At 69.6% G+C, this 20,709-nt stretch carries 22 protein-coding genes; 14 read left to right on the forward strand and 8 right to left on the reverse strand.

Features of this window, described 5'->3' with window-relative positions; genetic code table 11:
* The first annotated feature begins 181 nt into the window (after positions 1-181).
* Entirely contained in the window at positions 182-607 is a 426-nt protein-coding gene (locus AC1MED_RS01125) for a DsrE family protein (RefSeq protein ID WP_479784994.1), read from the forward strand.
* Between the two features lie 26 nt (positions 608-633).
* Here AC1MED_RS01125 and AC1MED_RS01130 read toward each other — a convergent pair whose 3' ends face one another.
* Both AC1MED_RS01130 and AC1MED_RS01135 read right to left on the reverse strand, forming a co-directional pair.
* Positions 634-1,644 carry a bile acid:sodium symporter family protein gene (locus AC1MED_RS01130; RefSeq protein WP_479784995.1) on the reverse strand — a complete coding sequence of 337 codons (1,011 nt, stop codon included), beginning with the start codon at positions 1,642-1,644 and terminating at the stop codon, positions 634-636.
* A gap of 90 nt (positions 1,645-1,734) precedes the next feature.
* Entirely contained in the window at positions 1,735-2,124 is a 390-nt protein-coding gene (locus AC1MED_RS01135) for a MerR family transcriptional regulator (RefSeq protein WP_479784997.1), read from the reverse strand.
* 178 nt (positions 2,125-2,302) lie between these two features.
* Here AC1MED_RS01135 and AC1MED_RS01140 point away from each other — a divergent pair, with 178 nt between their 5' ends.
* On the forward strand, positions 2,303-3,826 hold the full coding sequence (locus AC1MED_RS01140; protein WP_479784999.1) for a SulP family inorganic anion transporter: 1,524 nt from the start codon (positions 2,303-2,305) through the stop codon (positions 3,824-3,826).
* A gap of 51 nt (positions 3,827-3,877) precedes the next feature.
* Here the strand turns inward: AC1MED_RS01140 and AC1MED_RS01145 are convergent, their stop codons facing one another.
* Positions 3,878-4,171, reverse strand: a complete 294-nt coding sequence (locus tag AC1MED_RS01145) for a DUF4287 domain-containing protein (RefSeq protein ID WP_479785001.1) — start codon at positions 4,169-4,171, stop codon at positions 3,878-3,880.
* Positions 4,172-4,341: 170 nt separating this feature from the next.
* Here AC1MED_RS01145 and AC1MED_RS01150 point away from each other — a divergent pair, with 170 nt between their 5' ends.
* Positions 4,342-4,782 carry a protein-tyrosine phosphatase family protein gene (locus AC1MED_RS01150; protein WP_479785003.1) on the forward strand — a complete coding sequence of 147 codons (441 nt, stop codon included), beginning with the start codon at positions 4,342-4,344 and terminating at the stop codon, positions 4,780-4,782.
* A 37-nt stretch (positions 4,783-4,819) separates the two neighbouring features.
* Here AC1MED_RS01150 and AC1MED_RS01155 read toward each other — a convergent pair whose 3' ends face one another.
* Positions 4,820-5,926, reverse strand: coding sequence for a GTP pyrophosphokinase (locus tag AC1MED_RS01155; protein ID WP_479785004.1), 1,107 nt, complete (start codon positions 5,924-5,926; stop codon positions 4,820-4,822).
* Positions 5,927-6,131: 205 nt separating this feature from the next.
* Here AC1MED_RS01155 and AC1MED_RS01160 point away from each other — a divergent pair, with 205 nt between their 5' ends.
* The 4 genes from AC1MED_RS01160 to nhaA all read left to right on the forward strand — a co-directional run bounded on the left by AC1MED_RS01160 (position 6,132) and on the right by nhaA (position 10,503).
* Positions 6,132-6,926: an alpha/beta hydrolase gene (locus AC1MED_RS01160; RefSeq protein WP_479785006.1), complete on the forward strand. Its 795-nt coding sequence runs from the start codon at positions 6,132-6,134 to the stop codon at positions 6,924-6,926.
* Positions 6,927-6,984: 58 nt separating this feature from the next.
* Positions 6,985-8,376, forward strand: coding sequence for a TrkH family potassium uptake protein (locus tag AC1MED_RS01165; RefSeq protein ID WP_479785008.1), 1,392 nt, complete (start codon positions 6,985-6,987; stop codon positions 8,374-8,376).
* Positions 8,369-9,064 (forward strand): potassium channel family protein, encoded by a 696-nt coding sequence (locus tag AC1MED_RS01170; RefSeq protein ID WP_479785009.1) that lies wholly within the window; start codon positions 8,369-8,371, stop codon positions 9,062-9,064. Before AC1MED_RS01165 ends, AC1MED_RS01170 begins: the two co-directional genes overlap by 8 nt.
* A 77-nt stretch (positions 9,065-9,141) precedes the next feature.
* Positions 9,142-10,503, forward strand: coding sequence for a Na+/H+ antiporter NhaA (nhaA, locus tag AC1MED_RS01175; protein WP_479785011.1), 1,362 nt, complete (start codon positions 9,142-9,144; stop codon positions 10,501-10,503).
* A gap of 16 nt (positions 10,504-10,519) precedes the next feature.
* On the opposite strand, the gene AC1MED_RS01180 is transcribed toward nhaA, so the two are convergent.
* The gene (locus AC1MED_RS01180; protein ID WP_479786733.1) at positions 10,520-11,785 is read right to left on the reverse strand and encodes an MFS transporter; all 1,266 of its coding nucleotides are present in this window, start codon (positions 11,783-11,785) and stop codon (positions 10,520-10,522) included.
* Between the two features lie 198 nt (positions 11,786-11,983).
* On the opposite strand from AC1MED_RS01180, the gene AC1MED_RS01185 reads away from it, so the two are divergent.
* The 6 genes from AC1MED_RS01185 to AC1MED_RS01210 all read left to right on the forward strand — a co-directional run bounded on the left by AC1MED_RS01185 (position 11,984) and on the right by AC1MED_RS01210 (position 17,145).
* The gene (locus AC1MED_RS01185; protein WP_479785012.1) at positions 11,984-13,357 is read left to right on the forward strand and encodes an MBL fold metallo-hydrolase; all 1,374 of its coding nucleotides are present in this window, start codon (positions 11,984-11,986) and stop codon (positions 13,355-13,357) included.
* A 77-nt stretch (positions 13,358-13,434) separates the two neighbouring features.
* A complete protein-coding gene (locus AC1MED_RS01190) occupies positions 13,435-14,400 on the forward strand; it encodes a carbohydrate kinase family protein (RefSeq protein WP_346958673.1) in 966 nt (321 codons plus the stop codon).
* Between the two features lie 9 nt (positions 14,401-14,409).
* On the forward strand, positions 14,410-14,907 hold the full coding sequence (locus tag AC1MED_RS01195) for a YbhB/YbcL family Raf kinase inhibitor-like protein (RefSeq protein WP_479785014.1): 498 nt from the start codon (positions 14,410-14,412) through the stop codon (positions 14,905-14,907).
* 139 nt (positions 14,908-15,046) lie between these two features.
* Complete coding sequence (locus AC1MED_RS01200; protein ID WP_479785016.1) at positions 15,047-15,865, forward strand: HAD family hydrolase; 819 nt, start codon at positions 15,047-15,049, stop codon at positions 15,863-15,865.
* Positions 15,866-15,991: 126 nt separating this feature from the next.
* A complete protein-coding gene (locus tag AC1MED_RS01205) occupies positions 15,992-16,234 on the forward strand; it encodes a hypothetical protein (RefSeq protein WP_479785018.1) in 243 nt (80 codons plus the stop codon).
* Positions 16,235-16,344: 110 nt separating this feature from the next.
* Positions 16,345-17,145, forward strand: a complete 801-nt coding sequence (locus AC1MED_RS01210) for a glycerophosphodiester phosphodiesterase family protein (RefSeq protein ID WP_479785020.1) — start codon at positions 16,345-16,347, stop codon at positions 17,143-17,145.
* Positions 17,146-17,207: 62 nt separating this feature from the next.
* Here AC1MED_RS01210 and AC1MED_RS01215 read toward each other — a convergent pair whose 3' ends face one another.
* The 3 genes from AC1MED_RS01215 to AC1MED_RS01225 form a co-directional block, all read right to left on the reverse strand.
* Positions 17,208-17,666, reverse strand: a complete 459-nt coding sequence (locus tag AC1MED_RS01215) for a hypothetical protein (protein ID WP_479785022.1) — start codon at positions 17,664-17,666, stop codon at positions 17,208-17,210.
* Between the two features lie 93 nt (positions 17,667-17,759).
* On the reverse strand, positions 17,760-18,653 hold the full coding sequence (locus AC1MED_RS01220; protein WP_479785023.1) for an NAD(P)H-hydrate dehydratase: 894 nt from the start codon (positions 18,651-18,653) through the stop codon (positions 17,760-17,762).
* A complete protein-coding gene (locus AC1MED_RS01225) occupies positions 18,637-19,398 on the reverse strand; it encodes a histidine phosphatase family protein (RefSeq protein WP_479786734.1) in 762 nt (253 codons plus the stop codon). The genes AC1MED_RS01220 and AC1MED_RS01225 overlap by 17 nt, the downstream gene beginning before the upstream one ends.
* 165 nt (positions 19,399-19,563) lie before the next feature.
* Between AC1MED_RS01225 and AC1MED_RS01230 the strand changes: the two genes are divergently transcribed.
* A complete protein-coding gene (locus AC1MED_RS01230; protein ID WP_479785025.1) occupies positions 19,564-20,688 on the forward strand; it encodes a glycerate kinase in 1,125 nt (374 codons plus the stop codon).
* The last annotated feature ends 21 nt before the right edge of the window (positions 20,689-20,709 follow it).

Below are 20,709 nucleotides of genomic sequence, written 5' to 3' on the forward strand. Positions count from 1 at the left end.
GGGGATGCAGTCCGGGGGTCCCGGGCGGGGCGCGGCGGGTGGGGCGAGGGCGGGGCACGGCGGGTGCGCGCTGTGGGTCCAGTCGAATGTCTGTACATTTCCGGCGGTGGGTCGCTAGCATGCACGATATGTCCGGGCCCGCACTGCGGTGCCCGGACCCGTCCGCGCCAAAGGAGATTGTGTGTCTGAGCTTTCCGCCGAAAACGAGCCCCGGGGCTCGGCAAAAAATGACCTGATCCGTCCGGGGGAGCCGGCGGGTGCGGGTCCCCGGGGACTCGTGGCCCACGGATCCGGTCCTTTGCCGGACGGGGCACTGGCCGGAGTGCTGCGAAGCAGCCAGAACGCGGTGGATGCCCTGGGGCCCGGGACCCCGGTGGAGGCTGTTATCCAGGGTCCGGGGGTTGCCCAGTTGGCGGAGGATTCGGAACACCGGGCTGCGGTCCTGGCCGCGCTCGCCCATGGCGTCCGGGTGCTGGCCTGCGGGAACAGCCTGCGCTCGGCGGACCTGCCGGCCGAGCGCCTGCTGCCGGGCGTCGGCGTCGTCCCGGCCGCCATCGCGCACCTTGCCCGGCGTCAGTGGGATGGCTGGGCGTACGTCCGCCTGTGACGGGCGGGCACGGCCCCCGGTGGGACTCAGGCGTCGCGCAGCGGGCGGCGGGCCAGCCAGGCGGCCACGATGGCGCCGGAGATGTTGTGCCAGAGCGAGAACACGGCGGAGGGCAGCGCGGCCAGCGGGCTGAAGTGGGCCGTGGCCAGCGTCGCCGCGAGGCCGGAGTTCTGCATGCCCACCTCGAAGGCCAGGGCGCGGCGGGCCTTGTCGTCCAGGCGGCCGAGCTTGCCGGCCAGGTAGCCCAGGCCCAGGCCGAAGCCGTTGTGCAGCACCACGGCGAGGAAAACGATGCCGCCGGCGGCCACGATCTTGTTGGCGCTGCCCGCCACGACGATTGCCACGATCAGCGAAATGACCACGGCGGAAGCCCAGGGCAGCACCGGGAGCACCCTGGCGACGAACTTTTTCAGGAACAGGCGGGCCACCAGGCCCGCGACCACCGGCAGCAGCACGGTCTTGACGATGTCCAGCACCATGCCGGCCGCGTCGATCTGCAGGTAGGAGCCGGCGAGGAAGAGCACCAGCAGCGGCGTGACGATCGGGGCGATCAGCGTGGACACGGAAGCAACAGCGACGGAGAGGGCCACATCGCCCTTGGCCAGGAACGCCATCACGTTCGAGGCCGTACCGGACGGTGCACAGCCGACCAGGATCAGGCCGACGGCGAGCTCCGGCTCAAGGTGCAGCGCCTGGGCGATCAGCCACCCGGCACCGGGCATGATGACGTAGTGCGCCACGATGCCCAGCACCACGGCCCACGGACGCTTGGCCACGGAAGCGAAATCCGGCGGCGTCAGGGTCAGGCCCATGCAGAACATGATGATGCCCAGCAGGTACGGCACGCTCGGCGCGAGCGGCTTGAACGCGCCTGGCAGCAGGAAGCCGGCGACGCCGGCGACCACCACGAGGAGCGGAAACACGGTGACCGCTATGCGGGCGATTTTGGCCTCGGCGGCGAGGGCCGGATTGACCGGGGTGTCCGCGTCAGTGTGGGACGCCGGCGCGGACTTCGGGGATTTGGTTGCCTCAAGCATCCAAGTATGGTCCCACCGGCAATCGTGGTCCGGCCACTTTATGACCGGAGAGCAGGCGAGTATGTCAGATTTATGGCTGCGGCGCGCAGGTCAGGCGCTTCGGTTGCCCAGCATCGCGATGAACTCGTCCGCCTGGCTGAGGTTGCGGGCCATTTTCGCGCGCTGGTGCTCGGCGCGCTCCAGGAATTCGGCCAGCCGTGCGTCGGGGCCGGCGCCGGCAGTGTCGGCGGGGCCGGCCTCCGCGTTGAGCAGGCCCAGGATTTCCGCCATCTCCTCGAGGGAGAACCCCAGCGGTTTCATTTGCTTGATCAGCATCAGGCGCGCAGCGTCGGCCTCGGAATAGACCCGGAAGCCGCCCTCGGTGCGGGCCGTCGCGGGGAGCAGCCCGACGTCGTCGTAATGGCGAATAGTCCGCAGGGACAGTCCGGTGCGTTCTGCCAGTTCGCCGATGTGCATGGTGCTGGTGGTTTGAGCCGTCATCAAGGCCTCCGTCCGGTTCGGATTTAAACCCTACCATCACGTTAGGGTAGGGTTTAGCTGGTGGGGTGAGACCTTCAAGGCTAATTCCCCCACTTCCCGGCGCGACGCTGCGCCCCCTCAATCATTAGCAAAACGAAGACGCTGCCGCGCGTCTTCTTGACCATGAACGGAGCCAGTAATGGCCGTCAAAACCGCCGGGGAAGCCCCCGCCTTCACACCTGAGCAACTTCAATCCGTGCGCGGGACCCTCATGTCCCCGCGCCGACTGAAAACCGAAGTCCTGGCCGGACTCGTCGTCGCCCTGGCCCTCATCCCCGAAGCCATCGCCTTCTCGATCATCGCCGGCGTCGATCCGCGGATCGGGCTCTTCGCGTCGTTCACCATGGCCGTCACCATCTCGATCGTCGGCGGCCGGCCGGCGATGATCTCCGCCGCCACCGGCGCCATCGCCCTGGTCATCGCCCCGCTGGTGAGATCCCACGGCGTGGACTACTTCATCGCCGCCGTGATCCTGGCCGGCATTTTCCAAGTCGTCCTGGGCCTCTCCGGGGTTGCCAAGCTGATGCGGTTCATCCCGCGCTCCGTGATGGTGGGCTTCGTCAACGCGCTCGCCATCCTGATTTTTATGTCCCAGGTCCCCGAGTTGCTCGGCGTCCCGTGGCTTGTCTACCCGTTGACGGCGCTGGGCCTGCTGATCGTGTTCGGCCTGCCCAAACTCACTAAGGCGGTCCCGGCCCCGCTCGTCGCGATCGTGGTGATGACCCTGATCACCGTTTTCGCCGCCGTCGCCGTCCCGACCGTGGGTGACAAGGGCGACCTGCCGGATTCCCTGCCGACACTGTTCATCCCGAATGTGCCGTTCAGCCTCGAAACACTCCAAGTCATCTTCCCGTTTGCGTTGGCCATGGCGTTTGTGGGGCTGCTCGAATCCCTGATGACCGCGAAGCTCGTAGACGATGTCACCGACACCCGCTCCCACAAGTCCCGCGAGGCGTGGGGCCAGGGTGTGGCAAACATCGTCACCGGGTTCTTCGGCGGCATGGGCGGCTGCGCGATGATCGGCCAGACCATGATCAACGTCAAAGCCTCCGGCGCCCGCACCCGGATCTCCACCTTCCTGGCCGGCGTGTTCCTGCTCATCCTGGTGGTGGCCCTGGGCGGCATCGTCTCCGTGATCCCGATGGCTGCGCTCGTGGCCGTGATGATCTTCGTCTCCGTAGCCACCTTCGACTGGCACAGCATCCGTCCGCGGACCCTGAAAATGATGCCAAAGAGCGAAACCGCCGTCATGGTGGCCACCGTCATCGTCACGGTGGCGACCCACAACCTGGCCATCGGCGTCGGCGTCGGCGTCCTTGTCGCGATGGTGATGTTTGCCCGCCGCGTCGCCCACTTCGTCACCGTCGAGCGGACGGTCAAGACCATCGGCGGCCACGAAACGGCCACCTACGTGGTGGACGGCGAGCTGTTCTTCGCCTCCTCGAATGACCTCTACACCCAGTTCGAATATGCGCTGGACCCCGAGCACGTGGTTATCGACATGCACGCCTCGCACCTGTGGGACGCGTCCACTATTGCCGCGCTGGACGCCATCACGGAGAAATACCACCACCACGGCAAGGACGTTCAGATCGTCGGGCTCAACGACGCCAGCGTCCTCATGCGCGAACGCCTCGGCGGCAAGCTCGGCGCCGGGCATTAGCAGCAGGGCACTAGCAGCACGACACCAGGAGGCTGGCCTACGAGGCCGCCTCTAGGAGGCGGGCCTCGACGCCTTTCCGTCCAGCCAGAGCGTGTCCGACGCATCGCTGTGCGCGCCGGTGGCCCCCACGTGCTTGCTGCTGATCCCCGGCCCCTGCCGGATGACGTGGACCAGGGCCATGCCGTGGCCGCGGCCCAGGCCGTAGTCAGTCTTCAGCCAGTCCAGGATCTCGCCGGCCTTCGCGGACGTACCGGCGAAGCCTTTCTGCCGGGCGAGTTCGAGAAGTTGGCGGGGAGTGAGGCCGGTCTTGTCCTCGATGGTGTCGAGGTACGCCTGGAATGACATCCGCGGATTCCTTTCTCCGGTTTGTGGGGCTCGTGGGGTTGTTGGGGCTGGGGTCACTTTAGGGTCTGGAACCGGCCACCGGTAGGCCCGTGCGGCCCTATTTGCGGCGGCATATCTGGCGGCCCGGGCCGGGCTTCAACGGGCACACCGCGGCGGCTACGCTCGGGAGTATGGCGCAGACATGGGAGCCGGGCCAGCCCGGTGTGCTCAGTCTTCCTTCCGGACGCCTCATCCGCGGCCGCGGCCTGCTGGCGCCGTTTCCGCCCGGCCCGCGGCCCGAATTCGGACTGTATATGCTGGGCCGTCGTCCGCGGCCGGTGGAGTGGGACTTCCGCTGGGTCCGCTGGCGGGACCTGCATGTGCCCGCCGACGACGTCGACGCCCTGGACGCGTTCCGCGAGGCGTGGCGGCGCGCGGAAACCGAGCGGGTGGAGGTGGCCTGCTGGGCAGGCCGGGGCAGGACCGGCACGGCGCTGGCCTGCATCGCGGTGCTCGACGGCGTCCCGCCCGCCGAGGCCGTCGCCTTCGTGCGGCGGAACTACCGGCGCAGCGCCGTGGAAACACCCTGGCAACGGCGCTACGTGGCGCGGTTTCGCGGGGCAGGTTCCTGAGGCGCAAGCGCATCCGCGAGGCGCAGATTCCCCGCAGTTAGCCCTGCGTCAGCCGGTAGCGCTCAATCTGTTTGAGCCGGCGCAGCAGGCTGTCGCGCCGAGGGTGCGGGACGGCGTCGGCCGGTTCCGCGGTGAGGTCGATGTGCGCGGTTCCGTACTGCCACAGCAGCAGGTCGTCCAGCAACCTGTCCGGGCCGGGCGAGTAGCGGTGGTCCAGGGCCTTGCGGACCTCGGTGATCCGGTTGGCGCTGAGCAGGCCGGCGAGCTGCATGGTCTGGTTCAGGCCGTGCGCGGCCATCAGTTCGGCGGCCCAGCCCCAGTCGTCGTCGACCTTGCGGTCCACGTGCGGCAGCAGCGTCCGCCAGACGTCGCGGATCCGGTTGGGCGTGAGCTGCGCGGCGCCCTCGCCGTCCATATCCCAGTAACTGCGGACCTCTTCGTAGCGTTCATGCAGGTCGGCGAACGCCCCCTCCACGGTTTCCAGCATGGCGGCCGTGGCAGTGAACTGCCGGTCGAAATGCGGGGTCCAGGCGCGCGGATCCTCGGCCTTGAACCGGATGTCGTGCTCGATTTCGCTCCAGGCGTGCGCAAAAACCGTCCGGATCTGGCACTCGAAGAAGTAGCTGCCGTTGGGCTGCACGTCCGGGTTGAAGACGTGCTGGTACTCCTTGACGACCTCGTTCTGGATGGTTCGCAGGATCAGGTGCCGGCTCGAGTAGCCGTAGGTCCCGGATTCAATCGAGCCGATGTCCTTCTCGCGGTCGCCGCGGCAGTCGAAAAGCTGGCGCTGGCGTTTGATCAGGTTGGCGACTACGGCGTTTTCGGCCGGGAGCTTGGTGATGACGCGGATGCCGACCATGTCATTGAGCGTGCGGAACGGATCTGGAAATTTCAGCACCGGCGGCCCGCCCGGCTCCAGGGGCTCCTCGATGCGGGAGATCTTCTCGCGGAAGGACTCCACGGTCTTGGTGCGGCCGGTCACAAACAGCGGCGTCACCTCGGTGCCCTTGAGCATGGCCCGCAGCGACAGCAGCACCTCCCGGGTGACCAGTTTCAGGGCAGGGCGGACCCGCTCGTAGAGTTCCACGTTCTCCTGCACGGAATCGCGCAGTGCGGGGTCCAGGCGGTCCCAGTTGCTAGCCATGGGCCTAGCTTACGGCGCGGCTGTGACATCTACCCGGGAGGCGGCGGTTCGGCGGCAAAGCAGAGCCGCGTTCAACGGTGCCGCGCGGTGCCCACGGTAGGCTCTGCACATGGCTGATGTGCGGCGTCGGACTTTCTTCGCGGCCGCAGCGGCGGTGACACTGGGGGCGGTCGCTGCTTGCTCACCGGGCCCCAAGGAGGACACAGTGAAGCGGCAGAAGTACCACTACGGCGACGACCCGAGCCAGTGGGGGGAACTCTTCCTCCCGGATGCGGCCGAGCCCAGGGGAGTGGTAGTGGTCATTCACGGCGGCTACTGGCGTTCGCAGTACGGCGCCGAGCTCGGCGAACCGCTGGCCAAGGATCTCGCCGCCCACGGGGTGGCCGCCTGGAATCTCGAGTACCGGCGTGCCGGGAACGGCGGCGGCTGGCCGCACACCTTCGCGGATGTCCTTGCCGGGATCGACAAGCTCCGGGACGTCGCCGGCGAACACGGCCTCGGCCTGGACCGCGTCGTCGCGCTCGGCCACTCCGCCGGCGGTCACCTGGCCGTGTGGGCAGCCGGCCGAAGCCGGCTCGGACAGCTCGGCACCCCGGACGCTGACCGCCAGCTCCTGCGCAAGGACGACGACGCGGCGGTGCACCTCACCGGGGTGGTCAGCCAGTCGGGCCTGCTGAACCTGGCCGAGGCCGAGCGGCTCAACCTGAGTAACGGCGCGGTGAGCAACTTCCTGGGCGGCTCCTCGGAAAAATACCCCAAACGGCATAAGTTCGCTGACCCCATGAGCGCCGTGCCGCTGCGGGTTCCGGTGTACGCCGTCCACACCACCGACGACGACACCGTGCCGGTCAGCCAGTCCGAGGCCTACTCCGCCGCGGCCAAGGCCGGCGGCGCCCCGGTCCAGTTCCTCAAGGTCCCCGGCGACCACTTCTCCCTGATCGACCCGAAGGCTGCCGCCTACCGGAAATGCCGCGAACTCGTCCAGCAGTTGCTGGGCTGAACCGGCTGAACCGGCTGAACCGGCTGAAGCGGCCGGGCGCCGGTGATAGCGTGGCCCCATGCATGTGAAAGTTCCCGCGGTGCTCCGTGCCCCCGTGGCGGGCTTCACCAAGTTTGCGCGCGCTTTCGCGCCCCGCCATCCCGCCCAGGTGATCGTCCTGGGCTTTGCCGGCGCCGTCGCCGCGGGGACCGGACTGCTGTCCCTGCCGGTGGCAAAGACCGGCGACGGCGGGGCCACCTTCCTGGAGGCCCTCTTCACGGCCACCTCAGCCGTTTGCGTGACGGGCCTGAGCACCGTGGACACGCCGGTGTTCTGGAGCGGCTTCGGCCAGGTGGTCATCCTGGTGCTGATCCAGATCGGCGGGTTCGGTGTGATGTCCTTCGGCACCCTGCTCGGGGTCCTGACCGCCCGCCGGCTGGGCCTGAAATCCCGGTTGTCCGCCGCCGCGGAGACGAAAAGCACCGGCTTCGGCGACGTCCGCGGGGTGCTGGTAGGCGTCCTCGGCATCAGCCTGATCGTGGAAACACTATTGGCCGTGATCCTCGCGGCCCGCTTTATGGCCAGCTACGGCTACCCGCCCGGCGAGGCCGTGTGGCGCGGCATCTTCCATGCGGTGTCAGCCTTTAACAACGCCGGTTTCGCCCTGTATTCAGACAATCTGATGGGGTTCGTCGGCGACCCCTGGGTGTGCTTGCCGATTGCCGCGGCGGTGATCATCGGCGGCCTCGGCTTCCCCGTCCTCTTTGAACTGGTCCGGCAGTACCGGCGCCCGATCTTCTGGGGCATGAATACCAAACTGGTCCTGGTCGGCACCGCGGTGCTGCTCACCGGCGGAACCGTGTTCCTGACTGCTGTGGAGTGGACCAACACGGCCACACTCGGCGCGCTGCCGGCCGGCGACCGCGTGCTCGCCGGCTTCTTCCAGTCCGCCATCACGCGCACCGCCGGTTTCAACAGCATCGACATCTCGCAGATGCATCCTGTGTCCTGGCTCGGCATGGACATCCTGATGTTCATCGGCGGCGGCCCGGCGGGAACCGCCGGTGGCTTGAAGATCACCACCTTCGCCGTGCTCTTCTTCATCCTCACCACCGAACTCCAGGGCGGCACGGCCGTGAACATCTTCGGGAAGCGGCTCTCCCGCGCCGTCCACCGCCAAGCGATCACCGTGGTGCTCCTCGCGATCGCCCTGGTGGTCGGATCCACCATGTTCCTGATGCTGATCACCGACTTTGGCCAGGAGCGGATCCTTTTCGAAGTTGTCTCTGCCTTCGCGACGGTGGGCCTGTCCACGGGCATCACCGCCGCCATGCCGCCGGCCGGCCAGCTGGTCCTGATCCTGCTGATGTTCGTGGGCAGGCTGGGACCGGTGACCCTCGGCGCCGCCCTAGCGCTGCGCGAACGGCCGCTGCTCTACGAATTCCCCAAAGAAAGGCCGCTCATTGGCTAAGAACATTTTTGCCGCCCGCACGGCGGCCGCCAGCGTCAAGGCGTCCTCGGTGGTGGTCATTGGCCTCGGCCGCTTCGGCGGTGCCCTGGCCCTGGAGCTCGAGGCACAGGGGACCGAGGTCCTCGGGGTGGACGCCAGCGAGGAAATTGTCCAATCCTTCAACGGCCGCCTCACCCACGTGGTCAGGGCCGATTCGACCAAGGAAGAGGTGCTGCGCCAGCTGTCCGTGCACGAGTTTGACCGCGCGGTGGTGGGCATCGGCTCCGACATTGAGGCCAGCATCCTGACCACCTCACGGCTGCTGAAATTCCAGCGCCCGCAGATCTGGGCGAAGGCCATCAGCGAGCCCCACGCCGAAATCCTCGCCCAGCTCGGCGTCGAGCACGTGATCCGGCCCGAGCATGACATGGGCAGGCGGGTGGCCCACCTGGTCCTCGGCTCCATCCTCGACTACGTCGAATTCGAGGACGATTTTGTGATGATCCGGACCGGCCCGCCGGCGGTCGTCCGGGACCGCCCGCTTGGGGTCGTGGGACTGCGGGAGAAATTCGGCGTGACCGTGGTGGCCGTCAAGCGCCCCGGCGGAACCTGGGGCCACACCACGGCGCAAACGGTCCTCTACGAGGAAGACCAGATCATCGTCCAGGGCGCCAAGTCGCAGGCGGAACGATTCAGCACGATGCCGTGACCGACGTAGACTGGGGACAGGTGCGCCGGGAAGTCTGGTCGGCATAGTTCAGTCGACCCAAATTTTAGGACTCCCGCATGAGCCACACCCCTCCTCCCGCGCCCCGGCCCGGCAAACCGCGCCTGACCTTCTTCAGCCGCGGGAGCTATGCCGAATCCCTGCGCATCGGCGAAATCCTCCGCAAGGAAACGGTCGGCGGCGCCCTGCTTGTGCTGGCGGCCGCCGCCGCGCTGATCTGGGCCAACTCGCCGGCCTCCGACAGCTACTTCGCGCTCCGCGACTTCAAGGTCGGCTACGAACCCTGGCACCTAAACCTCAGTCTCGGGGCGTGGGCCGCGGACGGGCTGCTCGCCATCTTCTTCTTCCTGGTCGGCCTGGAGCTCAAACGCGAATTCGTGGCCGGCGACCTCCGCCAGTTGAACAAGTCGATCGTGCCGGTCGCCGCGGCCGCGGGCGGGGTGATCGTCCCGGCGGCGATATACGCCGTCGTCAACCTCGGCAGCCCGGAGACCCTGCGCGGCTGGGCGATCCCCACCGCCACGGACATTGCGTTCGCCGTCGCCGTCCTCGCGATCATTGGTTCGCACCTGCCCAGCGCGCTGCGGATCTTCCTGCTGACGCTCGCCGTGGTGGATGACCTGATCGCCATCACCATCATCGCTGTCTTTTACTCCAGCGATCTCCAGATCGTCCCCCTGCTGCTGGCCCTGCTTCCCTTGGGGTTGTACACGTATCTGGCGCACCGGTACCGGCGCTTCTTCGGGCTGAAGGCCCCCGCGGCGTGGTTCATCCTGCTGCCGCTGGGCCTGGCCACCTGGGCCTTGGTGCACGCCTCGGGCATCCACGCGACGGTGGCCGGTGTCCTGCTTGGTTTTGCGATCCCGGTGCTGCGCTCCCAGGCCAGCGGGGGTCCGGAGGCCGGTCCCGGACTGTCGGAGATCTTCGAGCACCGCTTCCGGCCGATTTCGGCCGGCGTCGCCGTGCCGGTCTTCGCTTTCTTCTCCGCCGGCGTCGCCGTCGGGGGCTGGGAGGGGCTGGGCTCGGCGCTGACGGATCCGGTCGCCGTCGGCATCATCCTGGCCCTGGTGCTGGGCAAACCCGCCGGCATCCTGGGCACCACGTGGCTGCTGACCAAACTGACCCGGGCCCGGCTGGACAGCTCGTTCAAGTGGATCGACATTTTCGGCGTCTCAATCCTGGCCGGGATCGGTTTCACCGTTTCGCTGCTTGTGGCGGAACTCAGCTTCGGCCACGGCAGCATCCACGACGACCACGCCAAGGTGGGCATCCTGGCGGCGTCGCTGCTCGCTGCCCTGCTGGCCAGCGCGGTACTGAAGACCCGGAACCGGCAGTACCGGCTGGCCGAGGAAGAGGAGCGGCGCGACTCGGACAACGACGGCATCCCGGACGTCTACGAAAAGGACGCCGCGGAGTCCTAGCGGCCCGGCCGCCGGGCTAGGCGTGGTGGTCGGTGCCGCGCATCCGGACCGCTACGACGACGCCGGACAGTCCGGTCACAACGGCGACGACGGCGATCGCCGCCGGGATGCCGTAGGCGTCAGCGAGCAGCCCCGAGAGCAGCGCGCCCACGGCGAAGCCGCCGTCGCGCCACAAGCGGTAGATCCCGACCGAACGGGCCCGCCACTGCGGGTGGGCAACGTCGCCGATGGCTGCCAGCAGGGTGGGGTAGACCATGGCCGTGCCGACGCCGAGCAGGATGGCGGCGACGAGCCAGATGTCGAAGCCGCGGCCGGCCGCCACCATCCCCAGGCCCACGGCCTGGACAAACATGCCGCCGGCGATCAGCCATTTGCGGCCCACGCGGTCCGAGGCGGCGCCGGTGACCAGCTGCACCGCGCCCCAGACTGCCGGGTATACCGCGGCGAGGATGCCGATGCGCTCGATCGAGAGGCCGGCACCGGCAAAAAGCACCGGGAACAGGCCCCAGGCCAGGCCGTCGTTGAGGTTGTTGACCAGCCCGGCCTGGCTGACCGAGGAGAGCGAGCGGTCCCGGAAGCTGGTCAGGGTAAAGATTTCGCGGGTGCTGAGCGACGCGCCGGCGCCGCTGTGCGCGTCGACGTGGTTGGCGGCCTCGGTTTTGGCGTGGTGGTGCGTCTCCTTGACGGCGAGCACGGACAGGCCCAGTCCCAGGGCGATGTAGGCGGCGCCCAGCAAGAACGGCGCCGGACGCAGCCCGTAGGATGCGGCGAGGTAGCCGGTGAAGAGGGCGGTGCCCGCGACGCCCAGGTAGCCCGCGGCCTCGTTGAAGCCCATCGCAAGGCCGCGCCGGTTCGGCCCCACCAGGTCCATCTTCATCACCACGGTGGTGGACCAGGTCAGCCCCTGGCTGATGCCGAGGATGACGTTGGCGGCCACAATCCAGGACCAGCTGGTGCCGAAGATCAGCAGCAGCGGGACGGGCAGAGCGATCAGCCAGCCGGCCACCAGCACCGGTTTGCGCCCGAAACGGTCCGAGAGGGTTCCGGCGAAGTAGTTCGTGGTCGCCTTGGCCAGCCCGAAAGCCACAATGTAGGTCAGGGCGGAGGTGTACTTGTCGAGGTGGAACACCTCGCTGGCGAGCAGGGGAAGAACGGTGCGTTCCTGGCCCAGGGTGCCGCCTACCAGGGCGTTGACCGCCACCAGCAGCATGAACTGGGCAAGGTTTTGGCGCAGCCCCAGGACGACGGCGTTCCGCCCGCCGGACCGTGGTGCAGCGGGCATGCCGGGGCGTGTGCTCTCGATCGGGGCCATGCCCTAATTTTATACCCCCTGGGGTATCCAGCCAAACCGCCCTGCGGGGGCCGGGTCCTTGCGTCCATACCCCCGGGGGTTTCATGATGGAAACGGTGACTTTGTTGTACCCACGTTGCCCGCGCAAGGGTGGCGCGCCACGCGCCGCCGGACCTTGAAGGAGAAACCATGGATGTCATCGTCATTGATACGCCGCAGCTCGGGGACCGCAGCTACCTGGTCCACGACGGCGCCGTCGCGCTGGTCATCGATCCGCAGCGCGACACGGACCGGGTTGAGCAGGCCGCCCGGGAGGCCGGCGTCGCCATTACGCACGTGGCGGAAACCCACATCCACAACGACTACGTCACAGGCGGCCTCGAACTCGCCAAGACCCACGGCGCCAGTTACCTCGTCAATGCCGCCGATCCGGTGAAGTTCGAGCGCACGCCGATCACTGACGGCGAGACCGTGCAGGTCGGCGCGTTCACGGTCAAGGCCGTGGCCACACCGGGCCACACCCACACGCACTTGTCCTTCATCGTTGAAGACGGCGAAAAGCAGGCCGTCTTCTCCGGCGGAAGCCTGCTCTACGGCTCCGTGGGACGGACCGACCTCGTGGCCGCTTCGGACACCGTCGGCCTGACCCGCGACCAGTACGCCTCGGTCCGCCGCCTGGTCGAGCAGGCCGACCGGGACGCTGCGCTGTTCCCGACGCACGGGTTCGGGTCGTTCTGTTCCTCGGGTCCGGCCACCGGGGCGGACGAATCCACGATCGGCGAGCAGCTCACCGCCAACCACGCCCTGACGGACCCGGATGAAGAGCATTTTGTCCACGAACTGATCGCCAACCTCACGGCCTACCCGTCGTACTACGCCCACATGGGCCCGTCCAACGCCCAGGGCCCCGGCGCCGCGGACCTGTCGGTTCCGGAGTCGGTGGACCCGGCGGAACTGAACCGCCGCCTCGAAGACGGCGAATGGGTTGTTGACCTGCGCAACCGGGTGGCGTTCTCCAGCAGCCACCTGAAAGGGAGCGTCAGCTTCGAATACGGCGACGGCTCGAGCTTCACCACGTTCCTGGGCTGGGTGCTGCCCTGGGACGAGAAGCTGACCCTCGTGGGCTCACTCGAGGACGTCGAAAACGCCATCCGCGACCTTTCCCGGATCGGCATCGATTCCCCGGACGCCGCCGTCGGCACCGAGCCGCACGCGCTGGCCCCCGATGCCGCACTCGCCTCGTATCCGCGCGTCGGCTGGGACGGGCTGCTCAGCGGCCGGGCCGAAGGGGATGCCGTACTGGACGTGCGCCGCACCGACGAGTTCGCCGGGTCGCGCGTGGCCGGCGCCGTGAACGTGCCGCTGCACGAACTGCTCGGCCGGATGGATGAGGTGCCCGACGGCAGGCTCTGGGTGCACTGCGCGTCCGGCTACCGGGCCGGCGTCGCCGCGAGCCTGCTGCAGCGGGCCGGCCGGGACGTCGTCCAGATCGACGCGACGTTCGAGGACGCCGAGACCTCCGGGGTGCCGATGGACAAATCGACCCTCCAGGCCGCGGACTAGGCCGCCGGGCCGGACCGGGCCGGGCCCCCGCGCGAAACACAGCGGCGCCCGGCCAGGTTCTCTGGCAGAGTATGAGCATGCTCACAGTCATTGGTGAGGCCCTGGTTGATGTTGTCCAGCGCTCCTCAGGTATCCAGGCCCACGTCGGCGGCAGTCCCTTGAACGTTGCCGTGGGACTGGCCCGGCTGGACCACCCGGTACAGTTCATCGGCCGCTACGGCCGGGACGCCTACGGCGAATCCGTCGCGGCCCACCTGAAGTCCAGTTCGGTGCTGCTGCCGCTGGGACCGGATGAGCTGCCCACGTCGGTGGCCACTGCGCTGATCGACGACGACGGCGCCGCGAGCTACACCTTCGACCTCGCCTGGGAACTCCCCGGCCTCGCGGACCGGCTGCCTTTCATGCTGCAGGGCAGCACCCTGTTGCACACCGGGTCGATCGCCACCATGCTGGCGCCGGGCGCCGCGGACGTGCTCGCCGCCGTCGAGCATGCCCATCCTTCGACGACCATCAGCTTCGACCCCAACTGCCGTCCCAGCATCATCACCGACGCCGACTATGCGCGCCACCAGACCGAGAAGTTCGTCAGCCTCGCCGACGTGGTCAAGGCCTCCGACGAGGACCTCGAATGGCTCTACCCCGGCGTGGACCCGCTCGAGTCGGCCCGTCGCTGGCTCTCGTTCGGCGGCTCGGAGGGCCCCGCCATGGTGGTGGTCACGCGCGGCGCGGCCGGCCCCTGGGCCATTAACGCTGCCGGCGAGGCGCACGCCCCGGCCCCGGCAGTGAAGGTGGCCGACACCGTCGGCGCCGGCGATTCCTTCATGGCCGCCCTGCTCTCCGGCATCGTGGACCTGGGCCTCAACGGGGCGCAGAACCGCCCCGAACTGCGCGGCCTCTCCGCGGAGAGCCTGCGTGAACTCCTGGTCCACGCCGCTGCGGCCGCCGCCGTAACGGTCTCCCGCGCCGGCGCCAACCCGCCCACCCGGGCCGAACTGAACCGGATGGAACTGAACCCTGAAAGTGCGGGCCTAACCAGCAACTGAGAGGCAGCCATGGCAACCTTCACTCTGCGCAGCGACACCTTCGAGGACGGCCAGATCCTGCCGGCAGCCCAGCGCGGCGCGGCGACCGGCCCGGGCGGCAAGGATGAATCACCGCCGTTGCACTGGAGCGGAGCCCCGGCCGGCACCCGGAGCTACGCCGTCACGATGTTCGATCCCGACGCCCCCGGCCATGGCGGCTTCTGGCACTGGGCCGTCCTGGACCTCCCCGCGGACGCTACCTCGTTGCCCGCCGGTGCGGGAGCACGGCACGGCGGGGGCCTGCCGCTCGGCGCCTTCCAGCTCCGGAACGACGGCGGTTCCGCCGGCTACCTGGGGGCTGCCCCGCCCAGGGGGCATGGACCGCACCGCTATGTCATTACGGTGTTCGCCCTGAATGTGGAAAAGTCCGGGCTCGACGCCGGTGCGTCCCCGGCCAAGCTGGAAGCCAAGCTCGGCCCGCACACCTTGGCCCGGGCCACGCTGACCGGACTCTACGAACGGCACTGACCCGCCGCCGTCGTCCGCCCCGGAAGCAGCCCGCCCAGCTCCCCGTTTTGACGGTTCCCCGCGCCCTCGACGTTTCCGCTTACCCTGCGGGCAGGGAACCGTCGAAATGGCCCCGCTGCAGCCAACGTAGACTGGCAGTATGCGGCTGGTAGCAAGTGATATTGACGGAACGATCCTGGGCCACGACGGTCAAATCAGCGACCGGACCGTGCGCGCTTTCCACGCCTGCCGCGACGCCGGGGTGGAGCTGGTGTTCGTCACCGGCCGCCCGCCGCGCTGGCTGCATCCCCTGCAGGAGCAGCTGGGCCACACCGGAACGGTCATCTGCTCCAACGGCGCCGTGGTGTGGGACCTGGAGGCCGACAAGATGGTGTCCGCCCGCGCCCTGGAGCTCGACGCCGTCTTCGAGGCCCGCCGGATCATCCAGCGGTTGCGCCCGTCCGCGCTGTTCGCCGCGGAAACCCTGACCGGCTTCCACTTGGAACCGGGCTTCCTCGGAACCGGTTCCAGCGGCCTGCTCGCCGAATTCACCCCGGCCCCGCTGCAGGACACGCTCACCCCGGACGACGCCGTGGTGAAGTTCCTCGCGATCGTCCGGGAAGGAACCGCAGACGACTTCCTCGCCGAGGTGTCTCCCGCGGTGGCCCACCTGGCCGCCGCCACGCACTCCGCCCCCAACATCGCGCTGCTGGAGCTGTCGCTGCCGGGCGTCAACAAGGCCGTGACCCTGGCCGAATACGCCGCGTCCCTTGGCGTCGAGGCGCAGGACGTGGTGGCCTTCGGCGACATGCCCAACGACATCGAGATGCTGCGCTGGGCCGGTCACGGCTACGCCATGGCCAGCGGCCACCCGGAGGCCATCCGCGCCGCCGGCCGGCAGGCACCGCATTTCGACGACGACGGCGTGGCCCAGATCCTCGAGGCCAAGCTCGCCGAGCTGGGAGTCCGGCACCCGTAGCCGGCCCCGGCTGCCCGCCGCGGCCCGCGCGGCCATGGGATTCCCAGCTGACGGACAACTGCCGTTCACCTTGGCCTCTTAGGCTGGCGGGACCGAACGGATCTCTTGACTGATGGTGGGGCACTCATGGCCAGATACGGCAACCGACATAGTGATGACCAGCCGCTCCGGCGGGTCGATCCGGACGCGCACTGGAAGAGCCTGCGCCAGGGTGACCGGGTCCGGGTGCGGCTCACGCCTGGGTTCGAGACCGGCGGGTTCGTGGACGCGGTGACGCCGGACCACACCACGGTGTGGGTGGACCTCGACGGCGGCGGCCGCACCCTGCTGCACTGCAGCGACGGGGTGGAGATCCTGCCGCACGGCTGAGCCTGATCCGCAGCGGCCAGCCCGAGGTTCTGCCAGCCGGACGCCCCCGGCCACCCGGTCGCCCCCGGCCAGCCGGGCGTCACCGGGCTGGGCTCCGGTACGCTTCAGGAGTGACCGCCCCGCACCCTTTCCTCGCCCATGGCGGCGCCGCCGGAGCGCCCGTGCCGATGGCCCACCGCGGCTTCTCTCCGGCAGGCGCCGAGAACTCAATGGCCGCGTTCCGCGCCGCCGTCGCCCTCGGGTACCGCTACCTGGAGGCGGACGTGCACACCACCGCGGACGGTGTCCTGCTGCTGTTCCACGACGAAACCCTGGACCGCGTGACCGACGGCAGCGGGCGCATTTCCGAGCTGCCCGCCGCGACGGTGGCCCGGGCCCGGATCGCCGGCGCGGAGCCGATCCCGCTGCTGGCCGAGCTGGTCGCGGAGTTTCCCGACATCCGGCTCAACCTCGACGTCAAGGACTGGAACTCGGTGGCCACGCTGGCAGCCGCGATCGAGCAGCACGGCCTGCATGACCGAGTCCTGATCGCCAGTTTTTCCGACCGCCGGCGCCGCGCCGTGCTGCGGCGCCTGAGCCGTCCGGCCGCCAGTTCGGCCGGCATGGCGTCCAACGCCCTGTTCGTGCTGCTGGGTCCGCTGCTTCCAGCGGGCCTGCTGCGCCGGGTGACGGCCCGTGCGCTGCGCGGCGTGCACGCCCTGCAGGTCCCGGTCCGTTACGGGGCCGTGCCGGTGGTGACGGCCGGGTTCGTCCGCCGCGCCCACCGCCACGGCCTGCACGTCCACGTCTGGACCATCAATGAACCGGCCGAGATGCACCGCCTGCTGGACCTCGGCGTGGACGGGATCGTCACCGACCGCGCCGACCTGCTCAAGAGCGTGCTGCAGGAGCGCGGCCAGTGGCAGGACTGAAGCCCTGAGGCTCCTTCCCTGACTGGCGACGGCCGGCCGGGGAAGGAGCAGTGCGCGGGTGCCTAGCCGCGCCCCATGCTGAGGGTGGGGTCGCCGTCGCCTTCGGAGGGATCGGCCCGGAACTGGCCCGGCTGGGTCTCCGGCAGGCCCCCGGGCCCGGGTACGCTGCCGGGGGCACTGTCCGGCCCCGGAGCGGGGTCGCCCAGCGGGGGAGCGTTGTCCGGGTCGTTGACAGGGTTGTCCAGCGGGCCGCCCGGTGGCTGCGTGGGGTCCGCAGGCCGCTCGCCCGGCGGGGTGGAGGTCGGATCGGTTGCGGCGCGGCCGCCGGTCAGCGCGCCGTCATTGTCGTCCCGTTCTGCCTCCATCGCATTTGAGCCCTCGCTGATCGAGGAATGTACCTGGACCTCGTCGCGGGGATCTCCCGGGTCCGGGGTGTGGCCGTCATCGGACTTCTTAGCCGTCCCCGCGAGGTCTTCCATCGCGTACTCGGCGCCCTTCTTGATGCTGTCTCCGATGCCCATCGCGTACTCCTCACTCTCAATTTCGCCGCGGCCGGAAGAACCGGCCCTGCCCATCCAGAATTATCAGCAGGCTTAGGATTAGTCCAGCCTCGTTCAGCTGCTCAGTTCCACCATCAGGGCCGGCAACTCGTCGCAGAGCTCGCGGGCCAGGTAGCCGAGTCCCCCCAGCCTGCTGGCGAGCCGGTCGCCGGCGGCGGCGTGCAGGTGGGAGCCCCAGCAGGCGGCCTGCTCATCGGTGGTGCCGCGTGCCCGCAGGCCCGCGATGGCGCCGGCCAGAACGTCGCCGCTGCCCGAGGTCCCCAGGCCGCTGTGTCCGGTGGTGATTTCCCAGCTGTCCCCGCCCGGCGCCGCGATGATGCCCTGGCAGCTCACGACTGCCTGGTAGGCCTCGGCGATCTTCGGCACGTCCCGCTTGAGGTCCTCAACATCGTACCCCAGCAGGATGCCGGCTTCGGTCACGTTGGGGGTCAGGATCAGCCGGCCCGCCCAGGGCTTCAACTCGCCGGCCAGCTCGGGCAGGCAGCCCAAGGCGTAGGCGTCGAGGACGACGGCGGGACCTCGCTTGGGCCGCGACCGTCCCGGCAGCAGCAAGCCGCGCAGCAACGCCAGGGTCTCGTCCTTGTCATCCAGGCCGGGCCCGACCAGGATGGCGTCGGCGGCGCCAACCTCGTCCGCCACCAGCGACGCCCCGGAACCCTTGACCGATCCGCGGGCGGTCTCCGGCAGCCCCACGACGCCGGACTCGGGGAAGGCAACCGCCAGCTGCACCGCCGTCGACTCCGCCACCGCCAGGGTCAGCCGGCCGGCGCCGGAGCGCAGGGCAGCGACGCCGGCGAGCAGGGCCGCGCCCGGCGTCTTGCGGGCACCTCCCACCACCAGCACCGAGCCGCGGTCATCCTTGCCGGACCCGCCGCCCGGCAACGGCCAGCCGCGCAGCAGCGTCGGTGTCACCTGGACCACGGGCGAGGACTCAGCGCGGGTGGACATCGGCATCTCCTGCGTGTTCGGTGACGGGCACGCCCTGCTCCGCCAGGTGGTCCGCCATGTTAAAGCTCTCCAGCTCCCAGGCCCCGTCCCCGCCGGCGCGGACGAAGCGGCTGACGGAGGCATTGAGGACACTGGTCGTGGCGGCAATGTCCAGCAGCTCGGACTCCGAAAGGCCCTGCAGGATGTAGCGGAACAGCACGATCAGGGCGTCATGGCAGACCACCAGGACCTCCTCCCCGGCGTGCTCCCGGTCCAGGTCGGCCAGCAGCGAGCGGAGCCGCAGCACTACGTCCGCCCATGATTCGCCGCCCGGCGGCCGGTAGTAGAACTTCCCCAGCCACCGCCGTCGCTGAGCTTCCTCCGGTAGCCGCGCCTCCACGCCGGCGGAGGTCAGCATGTCCAGGATCCCCAGCTCGCGGTCCCGGAGCCGCTCGTCCAGCCTGATCTGCCCGCGCCATCCGCCGGTCTGGACGGCCAGTTCGGCGGTCTGCCGGGCGCGGGCGTAGGGGGAGGACCACACGGCAGCGCGGCCCTGCTCGGGGACGCGGGCCAGCAACCGGCCCAGGGCCAGCGCCTGTTCCCGGCCCGTGTCGGAGAGGCCGACGTCGGCGTCGCGCGCCGGAACGTTGATGACGTGTGACCCGGCCTGATGCGCGAGCGTGGCGGCCACGTTGCCTTCGCTTTCCCCGTGCCGGACCAGGACCAGCCCCGTAATACCCGGCCGGCCGCCGCCGGCGTGTCCCATGATGCTCACCGTTACCTCCTGCGCGCTGGGCCCGCGGCGCGGGCCGGAACTGCCACGGCCGTCCACGGGAGAATCCCCGGGCGGCCCGGAAGTGCCCACGTTACTCCCGCCCGCGCGGCCTTGTCTCGGAAGCGAAATGTCCGCGCCGGCTGGCAGGATGGAACCATGCGTATCCTGATCGCCCCGGACAAGTTCAAGGGCTCCCTGACCGCGGCCGAGGCCGCCGCCGCCATTGCCGAGGGCGCCCTGCGCGTCTATCCCGAGGCCGAGGCCATCCAGTTCCCGGTGGCCGACGGCGGCGAGGGCACCCTGGAGGCGGCCGTCGCCGCAGGCTACGAGGAGCGCCTGAACGCCGTCGTCGGGCCGATCCTGGCGCCGATCGGGGCGGCCTGGGCAATCCGCCAGGACGCCTTCGGCGGCGCCACCGCCGTCATTGAGACAGCACAGGCCTCCGGACTCGCGCACATGGAGCCGACGCCCGCCAACGCCCTGCGCGCCCACAGCTACGGGTGCGGCCAGCTGATCGCTGCCGCGCTGGACGCCGGTGCCACCGAAATCGTGCTGGGCGTGGGCGGCTCGGCCATGAGCGACGGCGGCAGCGGCGCCCTGCGCGCCTTGGGCCTGAAGCCCGTGGACGCTGCCGGCAACGTGGTGCCGCTCGGCGGCGGGTCGCTTGGCGAGGTGGCCGCCGTGGACGTCAGCGGCCTGGACCCGCGGCTGGCCGCCGTGAAGTTCCGGATTGCCGTGGACGTGCAGAACCCGCTCTACGGACCCGACGGCGCCGCTCACGTGTTCGGCCCGCAGAAGGGCGCCGACCAGGAGGCCGTGGAAGTGCTCGACGCCGGGCTGCGCAACTGGGCCTCGGTGCTGCGGCAGGCGACCGGCCGTGACGTCAACGTCGCGGGCGCGGGCGCGGCCGGGGGATTCCCGGCGTCGTTCCTGGCCTTCGGTGGCGCCTCGCTGGAAGGCGGGTTCGAACTCGTCGCCGGGCTCACCGGACTCGCCGCAAAGCTCGCGGACGCGGACCTGGTGATCACGGGGGAGGGTTCACTGGACTCGCAGTCGCTGACCGGCAAGGCGCCGATTGCCCTCGCCGACGCCGCCCGCGAACTGGGCATTCCGGTGATCATGGTCGCCGGCCGGATCCTCGTCACGCCCGAGGACCTGGCCCGGCACGGGGTGGTCGCCGCCGCCCAACTGCTGGACGTGGCGCCCAGCCCGGCCGAGGCCATCGCGAAAGCAGCGAAGTACCTGGCCTGGGCCACCAGCCAGGTACTCGAAGGGGCCTGAGCCGCCCTCGCCGTTAGCGGG

This window comes from Arthrobacter sp. BI5, assembly GCF_056680065.1.

Coding starts and splice junctions, on each gene's coding strand:
- AC1MED_RS01150 (WP_479785003.1), top strand. CDS start 4,342: ATGGCGCAGACATGGGAGCCGGGCCAGCCCGGTGTGCTCAGTCTTCCT.
- AC1MED_RS01180 (WP_479786733.1), bottom strand. CDS start 11,785: ATGCCCGCTGCACCACGGTCCGGCGGGCGGAACGCCGTCGTCCTGGGG.
- AC1MED_RS01135 (WP_479784997.1), bottom strand. CDS start 2,124: ATGACGGCTCAAACCACCAGCACCATGCACATCGGCGAACTGGCAGAA.
- AC1MED_RS01165 (WP_479785008.1), top strand. CDS start 6,985: ATGCATGTGAAAGTTCCCGCGGTGCTCCGTGCCCCCGTGGCGGGCTTC.
- AC1MED_RS01195 (WP_479785014.1), top strand. CDS start 14,410: ATGGCAACCTTCACTCTGCGCAGCGACACCTTCGAGGACGGCCAGATC.
- AC1MED_RS01205 (WP_479785018.1), top strand. CDS start 15,992: ATGGCCAGATACGGCAACCGACATAGTGATGACCAGCCGCTCCGGCGG.
- AC1MED_RS01215 (WP_479785022.1), bottom strand. CDS start 17,666: ATGGGCATCGGAGACAGCATCAAGAAGGGCGCCGAGTACGCGATGGAA.
- AC1MED_RS01130 (WP_479784995.1), bottom strand. CDS start 1,644: ATGCTTGAGGCAACCAAATCCCCGAAGTCCGCGCCGGCGTCCCACACT.
- AC1MED_RS01190 (WP_346958673.1), top strand. CDS start 13,435: ATGCTCACAGTCATTGGTGAGGCCCTGGTTGATGTTGTCCAGCGCTCC.
- AC1MED_RS01155 (WP_479785004.1), bottom strand. CDS start 5,926: ATGGCTAGCAACTGGGACCGCCTGGACCCCGCACTGCGCGATTCCGTG.
- AC1MED_RS01145 (WP_479785001.1), bottom strand. CDS start 4,171: ATGTCATTCCAGGCGTACCTCGACACCATCGAGGACAAGACCGGCCTC.
- AC1MED_RS01225 (WP_479786734.1), bottom strand. CDS start 19,398: ATGGGACACGCCGGCGGCGGCCGGCCGGGTATTACGGGGCTGGTCCTG.
- AC1MED_RS01230 (WP_479785025.1), top strand. CDS start 19,564: ATGCGTATCCTGATCGCCCCGGACAAGTTCAAGGGCTCCCTGACCGCG.
- AC1MED_RS01220 (WP_479785023.1), bottom strand. CDS start 18,653: ATGTCCACCCGCGCTGAGTCCTCGCCCGTGGTCCAGGTGACACCGACG.
- nhaA (WP_479785011.1), top strand. CDS start 9,142: ATGAGCCACACCCCTCCTCCCGCGCCCCGGCCCGGCAAACCGCGCCTG.
- AC1MED_RS01200 (WP_479785016.1), top strand. CDS start 15,047: ATGCGGCTGGTAGCAAGTGATATTGACGGAACGATCCTGGGCCACGAC.
- AC1MED_RS01185 (WP_479785012.1), top strand. CDS start 11,984: ATGGATGTCATCGTCATTGATACGCCGCAGCTCGGGGACCGCAGCTAC.
- AC1MED_RS01140 (WP_479784999.1), top strand. CDS start 2,303: ATGGCCGTCAAAACCGCCGGGGAAGCCCCCGCCTTCACACCTGAGCAA.